15 protein-coding genes are annotated in these 19,417 nt (G+C 59.9%); 6 read left to right on the forward strand and 9 right to left on the reverse strand.

Going from position 1 to position 19,417, the window contains the following annotated elements; genetic code table 11:
* Nucleotides 1–15: 15 nt before the first annotated feature.
* Complete coding sequence (gene malQ, locus F3I21_RS20300; protein WP_150059646.1) at nucleotides 16–2,073, forward strand: 4-alpha-glucanotransferase; 2,058 nt, start codon at nucleotides 16–18, stop codon at nucleotides 2,071–2,073.
* A 36-nt stretch (nucleotides 2,074–2,109) separates the two neighbouring features.
* Here malQ and nfuA read toward each other — a convergent pair whose 3' ends face one another.
* Complete coding sequence (nfuA, locus tag F3I21_RS20305; protein ID WP_021507402.1) at nucleotides 2,110–2,685, reverse strand: Fe-S biogenesis protein NfuA; 576 nt, start codon at nucleotides 2,683–2,685, stop codon at nucleotides 2,110–2,112.
* 58 nt (nucleotides 2,686–2,743) lie between these two features.
* Nucleotides 2,744–3,421: a DNA utilization protein GntX gene (gene gntX / locus F3I21_RS20310; protein WP_150059647.1), complete on the reverse strand. Its 678-nt coding sequence runs from the start codon at nucleotides 3,419–3,421 to the stop codon at nucleotides 2,744–2,746.
* Between the two features lie 35 nt (nucleotides 3,422–3,456).
* On the opposite strand from gntX, the gene bioH reads away from it, so the two are divergent.
* Entirely contained in the window at nucleotides 3,457–4,230 is a 774-nt protein-coding gene (gene bioH, locus F3I21_RS20315) for a pimeloyl-ACP methyl ester esterase BioH (RefSeq protein ID WP_150059648.1), read from the forward strand.
* Here bioH and F3I21_RS20320 read toward each other — a convergent pair.
* Both F3I21_RS20320 and F3I21_RS20325 read right to left on the reverse strand, forming a co-directional pair.
* Complete coding sequence (locus tag F3I21_RS20320) at nucleotides 4,211–5,899, reverse strand: alpha-amylase family glycosyl hydrolase (protein ID WP_150059649.1); 1,689 nt, start codon at nucleotides 5,897–5,899, stop codon at nucleotides 4,211–4,213. The genes bioH and F3I21_RS20320 overlap by 20 nt on opposite strands.
* Before the next feature lie 96 nt (nucleotides 5,900–5,995).
* The gene (locus tag F3I21_RS20325; RefSeq protein ID WP_150059669.1) at nucleotides 5,996–8,326 is read right to left on the reverse strand and encodes a Tex family protein; all 2,331 of its coding nucleotides are present in this window, start codon (nucleotides 8,324–8,326) and stop codon (nucleotides 5,996–5,998) included.
* A gap of 236 nt (nucleotides 8,327–8,562) precedes the next feature.
* Between F3I21_RS20325 and F3I21_RS20330 the strand changes: the two genes are divergently transcribed.
* Both F3I21_RS20330 and greB read left to right on the forward strand, forming a co-directional pair.
* On the forward strand, nucleotides 8,563–9,825 hold the full coding sequence (locus tag F3I21_RS20330) for a hypothetical protein (RefSeq protein ID WP_150059650.1): 1,263 nt from the start codon (nucleotides 8,563–8,565) through the stop codon (nucleotides 9,823–9,825).
* A gap of 53 nt (nucleotides 9,826–9,878) precedes the next feature.
* Nucleotides 9,879–10,385 carry a transcription elongation factor GreB gene (gene greB, locus F3I21_RS20335; protein WP_021507408.1) on the forward strand — a complete coding sequence of 169 codons (507 nt, stop codon included), beginning with the start codon at nucleotides 9,879–9,881 and terminating at the stop codon, nucleotides 10,383–10,385.
* 102 nt (nucleotides 10,386–10,487) lie between these two features.
* On the opposite strand, the gene yjbE is transcribed toward greB, so the two are convergent.
* The gene (yjbE, locus tag F3I21_RS20340; protein ID WP_021507409.1) at nucleotides 10,488–10,730 is read right to left on the reverse strand and encodes an exopolysaccharide production protein YjbE; all 243 of its coding nucleotides are present in this window, start codon (nucleotides 10,728–10,730) and stop codon (nucleotides 10,488–10,490) included.
* A 510-nt stretch (nucleotides 10,731–11,240) separates the two neighbouring features.
* Between yjbE and ompR the strand changes: the two genes are divergently transcribed.
* Together ompR and envZ are read left to right on the forward strand one after the other, a co-directional pair.
* Entirely contained in the window at nucleotides 11,241–11,960 is a 720-nt protein-coding gene (ompR, locus tag F3I21_RS20345) for a two-component system response regulator OmpR (RefSeq protein ID WP_001157751.1), read from the forward strand.
* Nucleotides 11,957–13,315: a two-component system sensor histidine kinase EnvZ gene (gene envZ / locus F3I21_RS20350; RefSeq protein ID WP_031279686.1), complete on the forward strand. Its 1,359-nt coding sequence runs from the start codon at nucleotides 11,957–11,959 to the stop codon at nucleotides 13,313–13,315. The genes ompR and envZ overlap by 4 nt, the downstream gene beginning before the upstream one ends.
* A 133-nt stretch (nucleotides 13,316–13,448) precedes the next feature.
* Here envZ and pckA read toward each other — a convergent pair whose 3' ends face one another.
* The 4 genes from pckA to F3I21_RS20370 form a co-directional block, all read right to left on the reverse strand.
* Nucleotides 13,449–15,068: a phosphoenolpyruvate carboxykinase (ATP) gene (pckA, locus tag F3I21_RS20355; RefSeq protein ID WP_021507411.1), complete on the reverse strand. Its 1,620-nt coding sequence runs from the start codon at nucleotides 15,066–15,068 to the stop codon at nucleotides 13,449–13,451.
* Between the two features lie 270 nt (nucleotides 15,069–15,338).
* Nucleotides 15,339–16,211 carry an Hsp33 family molecular chaperone HslO gene (gene hslO / locus F3I21_RS20360; RefSeq protein ID WP_150059651.1) on the reverse strand — a complete coding sequence of 291 codons (873 nt, stop codon included), beginning with the start codon at nucleotides 16,209–16,211 and terminating at the stop codon, nucleotides 15,339–15,341.
* A gap of 25 nt (nucleotides 16,212–16,236) precedes the next feature.
* On the reverse strand, nucleotides 16,237–16,638 hold the full coding sequence (gene hslR / locus F3I21_RS20365) for a ribosome-associated heat shock protein Hsp15 (protein WP_021507413.1): 402 nt from the start codon (nucleotides 16,636–16,638) through the stop codon (nucleotides 16,237–16,239).
* Nucleotides 16,639–16,877: 239 nt separating this feature from the next.
* Entirely contained in the window at nucleotides 16,878–19,019 is a 2,142-nt protein-coding gene (locus F3I21_RS20370; RefSeq protein ID WP_150059652.1) for an intracellular growth attenuator family protein, read from the reverse strand.
* Between the last annotated feature and the right edge of the window lie 398 nt (nucleotides 19,020–19,417).

Genomic DNA, 19,417 nt, shown 5'->3' on the forward strand with positions numbered 1-19,417 from the left:
AACGAAGGAGACAACATGGCCATGAAGAAACTGGATCAGGCTGCACGGGATGCCGGTATCGCACTGAGTTTTATCAACAATAAAGGTGAGTCACAGACCATCAGCGACGACACCAAACGCGCGCTGATGGCGCTGATGGACGCCCCGACGGGCAGCGCGCCACCGCTGCCGCCGGTGCTGGTGTTAACGCCGCCCGGACTGCCTGAACTGACGCCGCAGGGCAGCGACGACTACCGCTGGCAGCTGGTGAGCGAGCAGGGGCAGCACTATGACGGCACGCTGAGCGCGGGAGAAAGCCTGGCGCTGCCGGCAGAACTGCCCGAGGGCTACCATCAGCTCACGCTGAGCACTTCACGCCAGCAGTGGCAGACGCGCATTATCATCGCACCGGCGCGCTGTTATCTGCCGCCAGCGCTGGCGCAGGGGGAGAAGCGCTGGGGCGCGCTGGTGCAGCTCTATACGCTGCGCTCGGCGCGTAACTGGGGCATCGGCGACTTTGGCGATCTGATGCAGATGCTGGAGCAGGTCGCCGCTCACGGCGGAGATTTCATCGGTCTCAACCCGCTGCATGCGCTCTATCCGGCGCAGCCGGATCACGTCAGCCCGTACAGCCCGAGCTCGCGCCGCTGGCTCAACGTGCTGTACATCGACATCAATCAAATCGACGAATTCACCCAAAGTGACGCCGCCCAGCGCTGGTGGCACAGCGCGCCAACGCGCAAAGCGCTAAAACAGGCGCGCAGCGCAGCGTTTGTCGATTATCGCGCGGTGACGACGCTCAAGCTGACTGCGCTGCGTTTTGCCTGGCAGCACGCACAGCCGCAGCTGACCCGGCAGCCGGCGTTTCAGCAGTTTCTGGCTGAAGGCGGCGATGCGCTGCGTTATCAGGCGGCGTTTGACGCCATCGTAGCGGCGCGCAGCCAGCAGCATCCCGATGAGTGGGGCTGGGAAAAGTGGCCGTCAGGCTGGCAGCAGGCGCAGCAGCCGGAGGTGCAGCAATGGTGCGCGCAGCATGAGGACGACATTCTGTTCTGGAGCTGGCTGCAGTGGCTGGCGCAGCAGCAGTTCGCCGCCTGCTGGCAGCGTAGCCAGCAGCTGGGGATGGCGGTCGGGTTATATCGCGATTTGGCGGTTGGCGTGGCACAGCACAGCGCGGAAACCTGGCAGGATCCGCAGCTGTATAAGCTGGGCGCGTCGGTGGGCGCACCGCCGGATCCGCTTGGCCCGCTCGGGCAGAACTGGGCGCTGCCGCCGCTCGATCCACATGTACTGCGCGCGCGGGGCTATCAGCCGTTTATCGATCTGCTGCGCGCCAATATGCGCGATTGCGGGGCGCTGCGCATCGATCACGTTATGGCGCTACTGCGTTTGTGGTGGATTCCCTATGGCGAAAGTGCCGATAAAGGCGCGTATGTCGCCTATCCGGTGCACGACCTGCTGGCGATCCTTGCGCTGGAGAGTCAGCGTCAGCGCTGCATGGTGATCGGTGAAGATCTCGGCACCGTGCCGCAGGAGATCGTCAGCCTGCTGCGCGACCGCGGCATTTTTTCGTGGAAGGTGCTGATGTTCGAGTGCGGGGAGGACGGGCAGTTCCGGCCACCGGCAGCCTATCCGCGCCAGTCGATTGCCAGCGCCAGTACCCATGATTTGCCGACGCTGAGCGGATTCTGGCATGCCGCCGATCTGCAGTTGCGCGAGCAGCTGGGGCTGTTTACTAAACGCAGCATGCTGAAGGCGGCCATCGCGGAACGCGATGGGCAGAGAACCGCGTTGCTGAACGCCCTGAGCGAGGCGCAAGCCATTGATACGCGCAGCAAAAACCGCGTCGGCCAGCGTCTGACGCCTGCGCTGAATCAGGGCGTGCACCGCTTTCTGGCGTACACCGACAGCGCCCTGCTGGGGCTGCAGCCGGAGGACTGGCTGGGAATGGAGACGCCGGTCAACGTGCCGGGCACGGTAGCCGAATACCCCAACTGGCGGCGCAAACTGCGCGTACCATTGGAGAAGTTGTTTAGTTACCGGAAAGTGCAGCAGCTGCTGGCGATCGTCAATGAAGGGCGTAAGAAGCCGTAAAACACGCGGCAGCCGGGGTGGCTGCCGCATCTTCTATCAGTAGTAGGAGTGCTCGCCGCGCTGATGCTCGGTGAGATCGCGCACGCCTTTCAGCTCAGGGAAGGCGGCCAGCAGCTCTTTCTCGATGCCGTCTTTCAGCGTCACGTCAATCATCGAGCAACCGTTACAGCCGCCGCCGAACTGCAGAATGGCGTAGCCTTCGTCGGTGATCTCCATCAGCGAGACGCGACCGCCGTGGCTGGCCAGCTGCGGGTTGATCTGCGCCTGCAGCAGATACTCCACGCGCTCAACCATCGGCGCATCGTCCGACACTTTACGCATCTTAGCGTTCGGCGCTTTCAGCGTGAGCTGTGAGCCGAGGTTATCGGTCACGAAGTCGATTTCCGCATCTTCGAGGTACGGCGCGCTCAGCTCATCAACATAGGCAGACAGCTTGTCGAACTTCAGTTCGGTATCGGTGGCTTCGACCGCGTCCGGCGGGCAGTAGGAGACGCCGCACTCGGCGGTTGGCGTACCCGGGTTAATAACGAATACGCGAATCTGGGTGCCATCTTCCTGTTTTGACAGCAGTTTTGCGAAGTGCTCTTGCGCAGTATCAGTAATACGGATCATGGCGATTGCTCAATAGTTGACTAAAATACCTGGTTATAATACGCCCAACGCCGACGCTCTACAAGGTACGGCACAGGCATCCTATGTGTACGCTGGCCGCGCCCTGCGCCAGTAATAAGCGGCTGATTTCCCCCACCGTGCTGCCGGTGGTCACCACATCATCGATAAGCAGGATGTGGCGTCCGCGCACCGCCATTTCAAGGCGAAACGCTCCACGCAGATTGCTTTTCCGGGCGCGGGCGCTGAGCGCATGCTGCACCGCACCGTGACGCACCCGGCGTAGCCCTTCGCGGTATTCACAACCGAGCCAGCGCGCCAGCGGTTTAGCCAGCAGCGCGGCCTGATTATAACCGCGATGCCAGGCGCGGCGGCGGTGCAGCGGCACGCTCAGCACCAGATCGATACGCGGCAACGGCTGCTGGCGGCGCTTTGTTAATAATTTTAACAAAAGCAGCCGCGCCAGCATCACCCTGAGTGCGGTTGCGCGCGAGAATTTGAGCTGCTGCACCCATTCGCTCAGCGGCGGCACATAATCACTCACGCAAGTGAGCGCCTGCCACGGCGGCGGCCGGCGCAGACAGCGCCCGCACGGCTGATCGCCGCTGGCCGGCAGTCCGCAGCAGGGACAGAGCGCCGGCAGTGCCGGTAGCTGACGCAGGCATACGCTGCACAGGCCGTGCCGGGCGATACGCAGCGGCAGACGGCATAGCCAACACAGGGCCGGGATTGCTAGCATAGCGACCTCCTTTTCACTTTTCGGGAGTGTAACCGATGAGTTCGCTTTACTGGCACACCACAGGCACAGGCGATCGCGATCTTGTGCTGCTGCACGGCTGGGGACTGAACGCCGAAGTGTGGCAACACATTGTTCCGCGACTCAGCCCGCATTTTCGTCTGCACCTGGTGGACCTGCCGGGATTTGGCCGCAGCCAGGGATTTGGGCCGCTGAGCCTGGCGCAGATGGCGCAGCAGCTACTACCGCAGTTGCCAGCGCGCGCCGTGCTGCTCGGCTGGTCGCTGGGCGGCTTAGTGGCCAGCCAGCTGGCGCTGAGCCAGCCCGATCGCGTGGCGGCATTGATTAGCGTGGCGTCGTCGCCGTGCTTTACCGCCCGGGATGAATGGCCCGGCATTCAGCCTGAGACGCTGGCGACGTTCCAGCAGCAATTGAGCAGCGATTTCCAGCGCACGGTGGAGCGTTTTCTCGCGCTGCAAACCATGGGGACGGAAAATGCGCGTCAGGATGCGCGCCAGCTGAAAGAGGTCGTACTGTCGCAGCCAATGCCGTCGGTGGCGGTACTGGAAGGGGGATTGAACATTCTGCGCCACGAAGATTTACGCAGCGCACTGGATGGGCTGACGCTGCCGTTCCTGCGTATCTATGGCGCGCTGGATGGCCTGGTGCCGCGTCGCATTGCGCCGCAGCTGGATGCGCGCTGGCCGTATTCGCAGTCGGTTGTCATTGCGAAGGCCGCGCACGCGCCGTTTATTTCGCACCCGGAGGCGTTCTGCCAGCAGGTGCAGCAGTTCATCCACGCAGCCACATAAACTGCCAGGCGGCCAGCACCAGCGGCTGGCTGCCATCCACGCGCTGCCCGCTGATCACATCCTGAAAAGGGCGCGCCTGCGGCAGCGCGGTGCTGATCTCGCGGCTGCTGAGATTGAACACGCACAGTAACCCTTCGTCGCTGTCCGCCGCGTAACGGCGCAGCAGCAGCACCGCGTTGTCGCTCTCCAGCAGCGTCATCGGATTGTCCGGATGGAACGCCGGCTGCCGGGTGCGCAGCTGAATCAGCGCGCTAAGCCGCTCAAACACCTGCTGACGCAGCGGGTTGCCGCCGCTGATTTGCTGTTCGATATCGCGCAGGCTGTACTTCTCACGGTTGATGGCGCGGTTGTGCCCGGCAGCGTGCACGCCTTCGTTGTCATTGCGCGAGCCGAGAATACTTTGAATATAGATGGCGGGCACGCCAGGAAAGGCCAGCAGAATCGCGTGCGCCAGCAGGAAGCGACGCAGGCGCGTCTCGTCATCGTCGGTCTGGTGATTGAGCGCATCCAGATACGTTACGTTGATTTCATACGGGCTGGTGCTGCCGTCCGGGTTGTTTTTATAGGACACCAGCGCGCCCTCCAGCGCCAGTTCACGCACCAGCGCCACAATCTCGACTTCCGACAAAATGCCGCGTGCCGGATTGAGGCCAATGCCGTCGTGCGAGGCGAGAAAATTAAAGAAGGTGGTGCCGCCATCACCGGGCTCAAGCGTGCTGGCCCACTGGCGCAGCGCGCGCGCCGAGCCGGAGTGAATGGCGTGCAGCACCAGCGGCGGCAGCGAAAACTGGTAAACCATCTGCGCTTCGTCGTGGCCGTTGCCGAAATAGCTGATGTTATCCTGATGCGGCACGTTGGTTTCGGTCACGATCACCGTACCTGGCGCGACTTCGTTGGCGATGGCGCGAAACAGCTTCACCAGCTGATGGGTTTTGGTCAGATGGATACAGCGTGTGCCTGGCGTTTTCCACATGTAGCCCACCGCGTCCAGCCGCACGTAATCCGCGCCTTTGTTGAGATAATCCAGCAGCACGCCCACCATACGGATCAGCACCTGCGGATTGGCGAAGTTGAGATCGATTTGGTCGGCGCTGAAGGTGGTCCAGATAAAGCGCGTGTCGCCGTTAGCGAGGGTAAACGGCGTCAGCAGCGGTGAGGTGCGCGGGCGCGTCACGGCACTGAGATCGGTGGCGGGCGGCATGCTGATAAAGAAGTCGTCCCAGCCGGCATCCTGCGCCAGAAAGTGGCGAAACCATGCGCTGTGCGCCGACATGTGGTTACAGACGAAATCGAACATCAGCCGGGTTTCGCTGTGCAGCGCCGTGATGTGCCGCCAGTCACCGCAAATCGGGTTCACTTTGTGGTAATCGATAACCGAGAAGCCATCGTCGGACGAGTAGGGGAAAAATGGCAGCAGATGCACCAGGCTGAAGGTGGACTGCAGATGCTGCTGATAAAAGCGCGTAAAGCTGGCGAGCGTGGGCTGCTCGGGTTCGCGGAACTGGTCGGCGTAACTGATCAGCACCACGTCTTTTTCATCCCAGTGCGCTTTACGCGGCAGCTTTACCGTGTCGCGCGCCGCGCGGATGTGCGAAAGCAGGCGCTCGCGCGCCGCGACGGGGAAGCTACCTTCATAAATCTCATCGAGCAGGAAGTTGATAATGTCCATCGGATCGCCGGGTTACGCGGAAGGTCATTTTTTCACACGGTTTTTTCAGCGTAGTCCGCCAGGACAATTTATCAACCTCCTGTACTCGCGCGCCGCTTAGCGTTTCTTCCCAAACGCGGCCGCCAGCGCATCGCCCATCGCACTGTTACCGACGCTGGCGCTGGCAGGTTTGCCGCGGCCTTTGGCACCGGCGGCGGGCCGCGCGGCCTCTTTGCCTGCGCCACGGTTGCCGCCGCTGCGCGCGTTGCTCTCACCCGGCTGCTCATCCAGACGCATGGTCAGCGCGATACGCTTACGCTGCAGATCGACTTCCATCACCTTCACTTTGACGATATCGCCGGCTTTCACCACCTGATGCGGATCGTCTACGAATTTGTCCGACAGCGAAGAGATGTGCACCAGGCCGTCCTGATGCACGCCGATATCGACGAACGCGCCGAAGTTGGTCACGTTGGTCACTGCACCTTCCAGCACCATGCCCGGCAGCAGGTCGTTGAGCGTCTCCACGCCTTCGGCAAACTGCGCGGTTTTGAACTCCGGACGCGGATCGCGGCCCGGTTTTTCCAGCTCTTTGATGATATCGGTGACGGTCGGCAGCCCGAAACGCTCATCGGTGAAGTCGCGCGCATTCAGGTCGCGCAGGCTACCCGGATTGCCCATCAGTTCATTCAGCGCCTGTTCCGTAGCGGCGAGAATGCGCTCCACCAGCGGATAGGCTTCCGGATGCACCGTTGAGGCATCCAGCGGATTATCGCCGTGGTTGATGCGCAGGAAGCCGGCGCACTGTTCAAAGGCTTTCGGGCCAAGGCGGCTGACCTTCAGCAGCTGCTGGCGGTTCTGGAAACGGCCGTTTTCGTCACGCCAGCTGACAATGTTCTGCGCCATCATGCGCGTCAGACCGGCGACGCGCGTCAGCAGCGCCACCGAAGCGGTATTCAGATCGACGCCCACGGCGTTCACACAATCTTCCACCACCGCATCGAGTTTTTTCGCCAGCTGGCTCTGGCTGACATCGTGCTGATACTGGCCAACGCCAATAGATTTCGGGTCAATTTTGACCAGCTCTGCCAGCGGATCCTGCAGACGACGGGCGATAGACACCGCACCGCGCAGCGAAACGTCGAGATCGGGGAACTCCTGCGCCGCCAGTTCGGAAGCGGAATAGACCGATGCTCCGGCCTCACTGACAATCACTTTTTGCGCTTTGATTTGCGGGAACTGCTTCTGTACGTCGAGGAAGAAACGCTCGGTTTCACGTGAAGCGGTGCCGTTGCCGATCGCCACCAGTTCAACCTGATGTTTCGCGCACAGTGCCGCCACCGAGGTCGCGGCTTTGGCCGCCTGGCCGGTATGCGGATAGATGGTATCGGTCGCGACCAGCTTGCCGGTAGCATCGACCACCGCCACTTTAACCCCGGTGCGCAGGCCAGGATCGAGACCCATGGTGGCACGCATGCCGGCGGGAGCCGCCATCAGCAGATCGTGCAGATTACGGGCAAACACGTTGATCGCTTCGTCTTCCGCCCGTTCGCGGATGGTGCCCATCAGTTCGGTTTCGAGGTGCAGCAGGACCTTGATGCGCCAGGTCCAGCTGACCACGGCTTTGCGCCAGCTGTCGGCCGGTGCGTTGTTCAGGCGCAGGCCAAGGTGGTCGGCGATCAGCGTTTCGCCGTAGCTTTCGCGCGGTGCCTCGTCGAACTGCGGATCGGCGTTGAGCGACAGCTGTAAAATGCCTTCGTTACGGCCACGGAACATGGCCAGCGCGCGGTGCGACGGCACGCTGCTCAGCGCTTCGTGGTGATCGAAGTAGTCGCGGAATTTAGCGCCTTCTTCCTCTTTGCCTTCCACCACGCGCGCAACCAGATGGGCGTTCTTCCACAGGTATTCACGTACTTTCGCCAGCAGCGTGGCGTCTTCGGCGAAGCGCTCCATCAGGATATAGCGTGCGCCATCCAGCGCGGCACGCCCATCGGCGACGCCTTTGTCCGCGTCGACATAACGCGCTGCCAGCTGCTCGGGATCCTGAGACGCATCGTTCCACAGCGTCTCAGCCAGCGGTTCCAGCCCGGCTTCGATAGCGATCTGCCCGCGCGTGCGGCGCTTCTGCTTATAAGGCAGATAGAGATCTTCCAGCTCGGTTTTGTTCAGCGTGCCGTTGATGGCAGTGGCTAATTCCGGCGTCAGTTTGCCCTGGTCATCAATGGATTTCAGAATCGACTGGCGGCGTTCCTCCAGCTCACGCAGATAGCCGAGACGGCTCTCCAGCGTACGCAGCTGGGTATCATCCAGCCCGCCGGTCACTTCCTTACGATAACGTGCGATAAACGGCACGGTGTTCCCTTCGTCCAGCAAGCGAATGGCGGCGTCAACCTGGTCGGCGCGTGCCTTCAGCTCACCTGCGATAATCTGGCTCAGCGAATCTTTCATCATCAGTAACGGTCTTGCTTACACAGGGTTAGAAATAGGGGACAGTTATACGGACTGAGGCCGCAAATTGCCAGCCGCTGACCGGTGAATCCGTCTTTTTCTGAATGCAGCGCGCAACTCAGAGAAACTTAGCCACCTATGTGTTAAACCCCAGCGCAATGGCGTGCCGGTTGCTGCCAGGCTCGCCCCGCCTCTGCCCTATAATCCGCGGCAAACCACGGAAGGAGGGTGAAGCAATGATCAAATTACTGCTGCTGCTGGCCGGACGCGAGCTGCTGGTGCGTTATCGTCTGCTGATTTATGGCCTGGCGCTGTGCGGCGTGCTGCTGGCCGGCATGATCGTGGCGGACGTGCTGGTCGATGGGCATATCAATCTGTCGCTACAGGTGCTGGCGCTCTTACTGTCGCTGTCGCTGCTGTTTAACCTGCTGAGCGGCGAGGTGTCGCTGCAGCGCTGGCTCAATTTGCTGTTTTCCCTGATTTTTGTCGGTACGCTGCTGGCCGGCGCGCTGTGGCACGGTGACGAAAGGCAGCTGAAGAAACTGCTGCTGACGGTGATGGAAATCTGCCTGTTGTTTAACGGCCTGTTTCGCTGCCTGAGCGCGGCGCTGATTCAGCGCCAGCGCTGGGTGCGACATTTTATGCTGGGCTGCGGCGAGATGGTGCTGAGCGTGGTGCTGTTTTTCAATGACAACCTGCATACCTGCCTGTTGCTGGGCAGATGGCTGGTACTGTTGCTGCTGTCGTTCAGCCTGACGGTGTGGCGCGTCTGGCGCCAGTGGCAGCGCCTGCCGGCGGGTCAGTCCGTTACGCTGCTGCCGTGGTTTTGTCGCGGCCATCGTCATATCGCGCGGCTCCGGCCGTGGCAGCAGGCCCGCTTTCCGCCGGACGCTGCGGCATTTCCTCTCTGTGTCCACGTCTGGCAGGCGCAGTCTGAAGCCAGTCAACAGCCGAAGCGCTATGTGATTGACCGTTACATCGGCGTGATTAACGGTGAAGGGCACTTTTGTACCGGCCACGCGGCACTGAGCTTTGGCGAGCGCGGCTACATCAGCCTTTATCCGCAGCAGGAGATCGATCCGCAACCGCACGAGCTGCCGCGTCTGCTGCTGGCCGGACAGATTAACGATCGTCCCGGCCGTTTTCTCCCCTCGCTGGCGGCAGAGATTGCCGACTGGCGCAGCCCGGATTTAACCTTCAGTTTTCAGCACTACAACGGACAGGCGCTCGCCAGCTACTGGCAGGCCAACCGTGGTGACAGCCTGTATAATCTGACGGCAAAAAACTGTTCGACCACCGTGGTGGATGCGCTGGACGTGGCGTTTGAAGGCTATTACGGCCAGCGGCTGCAACAGGTGTTTGCGCTGCTGCTGCAGCCGGCATTCTGGGGCGCCTGCGTGCTGCGCGAACGGGCAGAAATCATGACCTGGACACCCGGCCTGGTCGCCGATTATGTGCGCCTGATGAAAAAGACGCTGGGTGCCTGTCCGGGCAGGTAATGCTTTGTGATAGCCTCTGTGCAGTGAACAGGGCTGTAACCACGAGTGAAGCGATGAAAACCCAACTGATTACCCGCGAAGGCTATAACAAGCTGCGTGCTGAGCACGACCATCTGTGGAATGAGAAGCGGCCGGAAATCACCCGCATTGTCTCCTGGGCTGCCAGCCTGGGGGATCGCTCTGAAAACGCCGATTACACCTATAACAAGCGCCTGCTGCGCCAGATCGATCGCCGCGTGCGCTATCTGCGTAAATGCCTCGCCGAGCTGAAAATTGTTGATTATGCGCCGCAGCAGGAGGGCAAAGTGTTCTTCGGTGCCTGGGTGGAAGTGGAGAATGAGCAGGGCGACGTGAAGCGTTTTCGCATCGTCGGACCGGACGAGATCTATGGCGATACGGTGAAAGAGTACATCTCCATCGACTCGCCGATGGCGCGCGCGCTGATCAAAAAAGAGGTGGATGACGAGGTGACGGTAAACACGCCGGAAGGACAGAAGGTGTGGTTTGTGAACCGCATTGAGTACGTCACGGAAAGTGAGGAAAAAAGAGGCGGAGAGTAATGGCCTGGTGAAACAAGCCGGGGCGCAACTTATTCTCCGCTGGCGAAAGGGCTGGCAGTATAAGAGGGGGAAGCGCCGCAGCCTTGCCGCGCCAGATAAGCGTTATTTGCCCGGCGTGGTCGCCGTGGTCGTTGAGGTGCTGCTGCCGCCGTGATCGCCGCCGCCCATGGTGGCCAGCGCGACGCCGAGCAGGGCTCCCACCGCACCGATGCCGATAGCATCGGAATTACCTTTGGCCGTGGTCGACGCCTGTGCGCCGGCGGCTTCGCCCGCTGGCGTAGCGGCCTGAACCTGTGTGAGGCTGGTGAGTACCAGAGCGCTCAGCAGAACAACGGTTTTTTTCATCTTTCTTCTCCACATGAACTCAGTAAGCAGGTACCGATGCAGTGTCGGAGATCATTTGCGCAGAGGAAAGGGGAGTTTACTGACTGATTTAAATCACTTTATTTAACGCTGGCCTTATTTTACGCGCGCACTGGCACTGTTCCGAGCGCGGATACGCAGTCAGCGGCGAAAACGCGATATTTTATGCTGCTGAGCGCGGCCGCTGGCTTATCCTGCAGGCGAAACTTAAGCCAAATGGCGCGCCCCGCCTGACGGCGGAAGCGGGACGGCCCGGCTGGACCACTCGCCGGCAGAAAACGGCGCTGATTTTCAGACAAGCGCTAAACGGCGTCAAAATCAGTCAGAAAAGCGCGAGCGAAGCCGCAGTTCGCGGTTAAAATTAAAGATAAGCTGCTGTTTAATATGCTTTGTAACAATTTCGGCTAGAATATAAACCATTAATGACTGTCACAGACGGGCATCTTTTTTACACAATATCGGCTCAGGCAATGGCGCCTTTGGGAGTTGAACATGCAAGAGAACTACAAAATTCTGGTCGTCGATGATGATATGCGTCTGCGCGCACTGCTCGAACGTTATCTCACCGAACAGGGCTTTCAGGTGCGCAGCGTCGCCAACGCCGAGCAGATGGATCGTCTGCTGACCCGCGAATCATTCCATTTAATGGTGCTGGATTTAATGCTGCCGGGCGAAGATGGCCTGTCAATTTGCCGTCGTCTGCGTAGCCAGAGTAACCCGATGCCGATCATTATGGTCACCGCGAAAGGTGAAGAGGTCGATCGTATCGTGGGGCTGGAAATCGGCGCCGATGACTACATTCCAAAACCGTTCAACCCGCGTGAGCTGCTGGCGCGAATTCGTGCCGTGCTGCGTCGTCAGGCCAATGAGCTGCCGGGCGCGCCGTCGCAGGAAGAAGCGGTCATCGCCTTCGGTAAGTTCAAACTGAACCTCGGTACGCGCGAAATGTTCCGTGAAGATGAGCCGATGCCGCTGACCAGCGGAGAGTTTGCCGTGCTGAAAGCGCTGGTGAGCCATCCGCGTGAGCCGCTGTCGCGCGATAAGCTGATGAACCTGGCGCGCGGGCGTGAGTACAGTGCGATGGAGCGTTCTATCGACGTGCAGATCTCTCGTCTGCGCCGCATGGTCGAAGAAGATCCGGCGCATCCGCGCTACATCCAGACCGTCTGGGGCCTTGGCTACGTGTTCGTTCCGGACGGCAGTAAAGCATGAGGCGATTGCGCTTCTCACCCCGCAGTTCGTTTGCCCGCACCCTGTTGTTGATCGTTACCTTGCTGTTCGTCAGCCTGGTAACGACCTACCTGGTGGTGCTCAATTTTGCCATTCTTCCCAGCCTGCAGCAGTTCAACAAAGTCCTCGCCTACGAAGTGCGTATGCTGATGACCGATCGGCTGCAGCTGGAGGATGGTACGCAGCTGGAAGTGCCGCCGGCCTTCCGGCGCGAAATTTATCGTGAGCTGGGCATCTCGTTGTACACCAACGCGGCGGCGGAAGAGAGCGGGCTGCGCTGGGCGCAGCATTATGAATTCCTCAGTGAACAGATGGCGCAGCAGCTGGGCGGGCCGACCGACGTGCGGGTTGAGGTTAACAAAAACTCGCCGGTGGTCTGGCTGAAAACCTGGCTGTCGCCGGATATCTGGGTGCGCGTACCGCTGACCGAAATCCATCAGGGCGACTTCTCACCGCTATTCCGCTATACCCTGGCGATTATGCTGCTGGCGATTGGCGGCGCCTGGCTGTTTATCCGAATACAAAACCGGCCCTTAGTCGATCTTGAACACGCTGCGTTGCAGGTGGGGAAAGGCATTATTCCGCCACCGCTGCGCGAATACGGTGCTTCGGAAGTGCGTTCGGTGACGCGCGCCTTCAACCAGATGGCGGCGGGCGTGAAGCAGCTGGCCGATGACCGTACGCTGCTGATGGCCGGCGTCAGCCATGATTTACGCACGCCGCTGACGCGCATCCGTCTCGCCACCGAGATGATGGGCGAGGAAGATGGCTACCTGGCCGAGTCGATCAACAAAGACATCGAAGAGTGTAACGCCATCATCGAGCAGTTCATCGATTACCTGCGCACCGGGCAGGAGATGCAAACCGAGCGCGCCGATCTGAATAGCGTGCTGGGCGAAGTGGTGGCGGCGGAGAGCGGCTACGAGCGCGAGATTGAGAATGCGGTGATGGACGCGGAGCTGATGCTGGATATTAACCCGCTGTCGATTAAACGCGCGGTGGCGAATCTGGTGGTTAACGCGGCGCGTTACGGTAACGGCTGGATCAAGGTCAGCAGCGGTCAGGAATTGAATCGCGCGTGGTTCCAGGTGGAGGATGATGGTCCGGGCATTAAGCCGGATCAGTTACAGCATCTGTTCCAGCCGTTTGTGCGTGGCGACAGCGCGCGCAGCACCAGCGGCACCGGCCTTGGCCTGGCGATTGTGCAGCGTATTATCGATGCGCATGACGGATCGCTGGAGATTGGCGACAGTGAACGCGGCGGATTACGTATCCGCGCGTGGTTACCGATCCCGGAAAACAGCGCCACGACGGCAGTAAGCAGTAACGTTAGTTAAATTTCCGCACCAACCGTCGCGGCGCAATCTATTGCGCATCCATCAGCGATATTGCCGCTGCAGGCATGCGCGATAAATCGCGCCGCGACGAAATGTGCCATCGCTAAGCCGCCGTTGTGGCGGCTGGGCTACTTCACAGCTGCGGGCCGGCCTGCACCAGCGCCTTGCCGGCATCGTTATCGGTGTACTTCTCGAAATTGGTGATAAAGCGCTGCGCCAGCGCTTCGGCAGCCTGCTGCCAGGCGGCGGCGTCAGGCCAGCTGCGGCGCGGATCGAGAATGGCATCGTCCACCTGTGCCAGCGTGGTGGGCACCTGCAGATTAAACACCGGCAGCGTTACGGTCTCCGCTTCATCCAGCTCACCGGCCAGAATCGCGTTGATGATAGCGCGCGTGTCTTTCAGCGAAATGCGCTTGCCGCTGCCGTTCCAGCCGGTATTCACCAGATAGGCCTGCGCGCCGGACGCCTGCATACGTTTCACCAGCACATCCGAGTACTGCGTTGGATGCAGCGTCAGGAACGCCGCGCCAAAACAGGCGGAGAAGGTTGGGGTGGGCTGCGTCACACCGCGCTCGGTGCCGGCCAGCTTGGCGGTAAAGCCGGACAGGAAGTGGTACTGGGTTTGCTCCGGCGTCAGACGCGAAACCGGTGGCAGTACGCCAAAGGCATCGGCGGTCAGGAAGATGACCTTCTTCGCGTGGCCCGCTTTCGACACCGGCTGCACGATGTTTTCGATGTGCTCGATCGGGTAAGACACGCGGGTGTTTTCCGTCTTGCTGGCGTCGGCGTAATCGACCGTGCCGTCGGCGCGCACTACCACGTTCTCCAGCAGCGCATCGCGGCGAATCGCGCGGTAAATCTCCGGCTCGGCCTGCTCTGACAGATTGATGGTTTTGGCGTAGCAGCCGCCTTCGAAGTTAAAGACGCCGTCGTCATCCCAGCCGTGCTCATCGTCGCCGATCAGCTGACGATCCGGATCGGTAGAGAGCGTGGTTTTACCAGTACCGGACAGGCCAAAGAACACCGCCACGTCGCCCGCTTTGCCGACGTTGGCCGAGCAATGCATTGAGGCAATACCCTTCAGCGGCAGCAGATAGTTCATGATGGCGAACAGCCCTTTTTTCATCTCGCCGCCGTACCAGGTACCGCCGATCAGTTGCATGCGTTCGGTCAGGTTAAAGGCGACAAAATTCTCTGAATGCAGACCCTGCGCCTGCCAGTCCGGATTGGTGCACTGCGCTGCGTTCATCACCACGAAATCCGGCGTAAACTCAGCCAGTTCGGCCTCAGTCGGACGGATAAACATGTTTTTGACGAAATGCGCCTGCCACGCCACTTCCATCACGAAACGCACGCTGAGGCGGGTGTCCGGGTTGGCGCCGCAGAAGGCGTCAATCACAAACAGACGCTTGCCGGAAAGCTGTTGCGTGCAGCGATCTTTCAGCGCCTGCCAGGTTTCCTGTGACAGCGGCTGGTTGTCGTTCTTGCCGTTGCCAACATCGTTCCACCACAGCGTGTCACGCGTGGTGTCATCCCGCACGATGTATTTATCTTTCGGCGAACGTCCGGTGAAGATGCCGGTATCCACGGCAATGGCACCGCTCTGCGTCAGGGTGCCGCGCGCGTAACCTTCCAGCTCCGGGCGGGTTTCTTCCTGAAATAACGTGGCGTAATCAGGGTTGTACACCACCTCGGTGGTGCCGCTAATTCCGAGCGTTTCGAGGTCTTGCGATGTCAGGCCGTTAACGCGCATGTGACTGCTCCTTAAATCGGTACTTCATGGCATTTTTTATGAGGGTTTCTGCGTCCTGCTGCGCATAGCCGCACAGGGCAGATCGCGCGCAGTGTACACGTCTGAGCGAGGTGGAAAAGTGAAGAGAGTTAAAAATGCGAGCTGGAACGTGACAAGTAGAGAAATCTGCCACTTATGAAACTAAAGTTAGCGTAAATTAGTTAATTTCCGTGAAAAATCATAGCGCTACGCCGGCGGAAAATACGGGCGGCGTCACCGCCCGTTTGCTGATTAATGCAGTTGATCGCTATTGCCGGAGGGAGCGTTACGAATGGCCGCAATATCCACGGCGTCGTACACATAGTGCGTGCCGCAGTAGTCGCAGTGCATATCGATTTTGCCGTCTTCGACCAGAATCTCATCCACTTCCTCTGGCGGCAGCGTTTTCAGCACTTCACCGCAGCGTTCGCGCGAGCAGGTGCATTTAAAGCTGACCGGCGCCGGATCGTAAACCGTGGCTTCTTCCTGATGATAGAGACGCCACAGTACGTCAGTCGCGGGCAGCTCAATCAGCTCTTCGCTCTTCACGGTTTCGGTTAACGTGGCCAGATGGTTGAAGTCATCCAGGTTGGGCTCCTGCGCGGGCAGCACCTGCAGCAGAATACCGGCTGCGCCTTTCTCGCTGGTGCGAATGAACAGGCGGGTTGGCAGCTGCTCGGAACGCATGAAGTAATCTTCCAGACAGCCCGCCAGCGTATCGGCTTCCAGGCCGACCACGCCCTGATAGCGCTCGCCTTTCTCAGGTGAAATGGTGATCACCAGATAGCCGTTACCCACCATCTGCTTCAGGCTGCTGCCTACGGCGATCTCCGCATCCTCTTTCAGCCGCGCCACGCCGCGCAGCTCCTGGCGGTTATTCCCGTTGATCACCGCCATGCTCAGCGGGCCATCGCCCTGCAGCTGCACGGTGATATCGCCGTCAAATTTCAGCGTAGCGGTGAGCAGGCTGGTGGCGACCAGCAGTTCGCCCAGCAGCGTTTTGACCGGCTCGGCGTAGTCGTGGTTCTGCACGATGTCGCGCCAGGTTTGAGATGCGTTGACCAGCTCGCCGCGCACGGCGACGTTTTCAAACAGGTAACGATGCAGTTGATCTTGAACAGACATAAGGTTTCTCTCGTGGGGGCGCGAGTTATTCATCGCCCGACAATTTAAATTTCAGCAGATCGCGGCGCTCTTTTTTATCCGGGCGGCGATCGGGATGCGGCATGGTCAGGGCATTCATTTTGCGCGCCAGCGCGTTCTTTTCGCGCTTTTCGATGCTGGCGGCCGTCTCCGCGTACATCTGCTGCGCTTCGCTGGCCGGACGCCGCTGGTCGCCGATGGCGGTAATGATTACCGTGCGCTCATCGTTGCCCTGACGCAGCGTCAGCTCGGCCTGCAGTTCGACCACTTTGCCCGGTTTGCTGCGCTGGCCGTTGTAATGCACTTTGCCGCCTTCAATCATGTCGCGAGCCAGCGCGCGGGTTTTATAGAAGCGCGCGGCCCACAGCCATTTATCAAGGCGGACGCCTTCACTGGTTTTCTCTTTCATTGCGGCTCCTGCTGTTACGCTGCGTCGCGCCGTTTGGCGATCGGTCGCACACGGTCGCATGACGCCGGAAAGATGGATCGGGCCGGTGCCTGATACCCAAAGGTATGGGTACAACGTGATAAATCAAGGGCGAGGTACCGTTGCGGACTGCCGATCCATCGCCAATCCCTTAAGCGTAATCGGCATTTTGTTTTCCGCCCTGAAAAACAGGGCGACAGGGTAGCACAGAAGGCGGAGGGTCAGAACAGCGAGCGCACGCTCTGCATAGTGCTGAGGTTGTGGTTAAAGCACTTGTCGTAATACTGCTGAATCTGCGCCATACGCAGGCGGTTGCGGTGGATGCGGCGCAGCGCCAGCAGGCCGTTGCTGACGGCGCTGACAATCAGCACCAGCATCAGCAGCGCGGTGCCCAGATAGCGCCACTGCGCCATGGCGTCGGGCTCGTTGTGCAGGGCGATATGGCGCGTGCCGTTGGCATCGGTGGTAATGCTGGTAATGATACCGCTGGCGGCAAATGGCGTGTGCAGCAGCATGCCGGACAGGCGCTGCAGTTCGTGCCACTGCGCTGGGGCGTCGAGATCGAACAGCGCCACCGACGGCTGCGGCTGGTTCACCATCTGCCGGCCTTCATCGCTAATGATCAGGAATCCGCCCGGCGGCGGGCTGTTAAGGGTTTCCGCCGCGCGACGCGTCTCCCGCGAGAAGAAGGTCGAGGTGGCGGTGTTCACCAGATTCTCCAGCGCTTCGGCGCTAACCGGGCGCAGCAGCACATTCATGCCGTTGAGCTTGCCAGAATCCGCACGGTGAATCAGCGTATCCCAGTCTTTCGCATTACCGAGGTTGACCAGCGCATTTTTCAGGCGCACGCAGTCCTGCTGCTGGCTGCACAGCTGCTGGGTTTTCAGCACCAGGTCGGAGAAATCATCCAGCAGGATCATGCCTGATTTCTGAATCGCCGACGCCAGCTGCGGGTTAAGTTTCGGGTCGGTGTTGGTTTCCGGATGCAGCTGCTGCGTGGTGGTCTCCAGCAGCGCGGCGGCCTTATCGATGATGTCGGACTGCGGCAGCGGCAGCGGCGCAGCGTTGTTCCAGTAAATCGCCGAGCAGTCGAACGGCATGTACGCGTAGCTGCGGTTGCTCTGGTAATTGCCCGGAACCGAGCACATGCCGGTGCCGCTCACTTTCAGGCTATCGCCAATGTGCAGCGGCAGGGCAGTGAGTTTATCGACGCTGTTCACTTCCACGCTCTCAGTCCCTTTTAACCAGGCGAGGCTGAGTTTGATCGGCATGCTGAGCGGAATCCAGCTCACCAGCATCACCAGCACCAGCAGCGAACCGCACGCCAGCACCAGGTTTTTACGCCAGCGCTGTACCGGGAAGTTGCGGACTTCATCCTGCAGCGACAGGAAGCGCCCCTGGCGTACCACCTGACGATTCAGGTAGATATCCACATCCGTCACCTGGCCCAGGTCGTGCGCCACATAAGGCTGCCAGTGTGCCGGATAGATTAAGTCGATGATGCCGAGCGAAATGTTGCTCTGCTCCTGATTGGATTCGCCAAACAGACCCCAGCGCTTCGGTGCGCCACGCAGACAGTGCACATCACGCAGCCCTTTTTCACCGGGGAATCGGTACATAAACCACAGGCTGACAGCAACGATCGCGCCGGCGGGCAGCGCAATCCACAGCATCAGGCTGCCGGGCAGCACCAGGCTGAGGAAAAACAGCAGGAAGGCGCAGCAAATAGCGCTCGCTTCACGCGTGCCGTCGGCGCGCGACAGCTGATACTCTTCCGGCGACTCTTTGCGCACCTGCAGCAGCTCGACGTTTTCGCTCTCCTCTTTACGAATCGAAGCGTTGGTCGACATCGGCCGCACCAGCGGTGGCAGCGCCGGTTGTTCCACCGCATAGTTCACCAGCGAGTGGCCGTTGAGCGAGATCACCAGCGGCAGGGTCTGGGTGCGGATCAGCTCGACGTAGTTTTCTTCAGCGATGTACTGCTCCCACAGCGGTGGCAGATGCACCTCAACCTCATCCAGGTAGTAGCGCCATTTGTGGGGATCGTCAGTGGAGAGGCCGTAACGGGTGATGGAGCGGGTAACGGGATAAACATTATTGCTCTGTGCGGTCAGCGCCAGCGCTTCGGGTTCCCGTGACGATCGGGTCGATCGCCCACTGCTGTGCTGACGCGCTTTACCCAGCGACGCAATATACTTCTCAACGGCAGCGCGTTCTTCATCGGTGAGTTTACGGCAGGGCGGACTGATAAACGGCAGTGGTTTCGCCAACGGCGGACGATGCCGCATAGCGTACCAGTAGCCGATTCCGGCCACTAACGAACAGGCCAGCATGACAGCCAGAATGACGATAAGAGTGCTCATGCTTTGCTCAATCCAGCCAAAAAACTGCCGTCACGTTTACGATGTGCTCCCGGTAAAACCTGCAATACGAGTCAATTTTGGCGAGCAGAAGTCATTCTGACAAGAGGCAAATGAAACAAAATACCGCGCAAAATCATTGTATTATAAATTTGTTAGATTATTCCTTAACGGGATGGTACTCACAAGCCCCTCAATTAAACATCGGTATTATCCGAATTTGCTGCTACCCCGTTGACTTATTGTGAAAATCTTACTGTGCAGATAACAAGAAGTTGTTAGCGGCAGCGGGCAAATGTATGTCACCATGATTGACCCGCGCTGCGTGTCGCACAATGCCGCGGGCTTCGGTATGCTGACGTCATCGCGTTTCACAAGGCTGTGCTAAGTTTGAGGCTGAT

This window comes from Pantoea sp. B_9, assembly GCF_008632015.1.
Taxonomy (GTDB): domain Bacteria; phylum Pseudomonadota; class Gammaproteobacteria; order Enterobacterales; family Enterobacteriaceae; genus Pantoea; species Pantoea dispersa.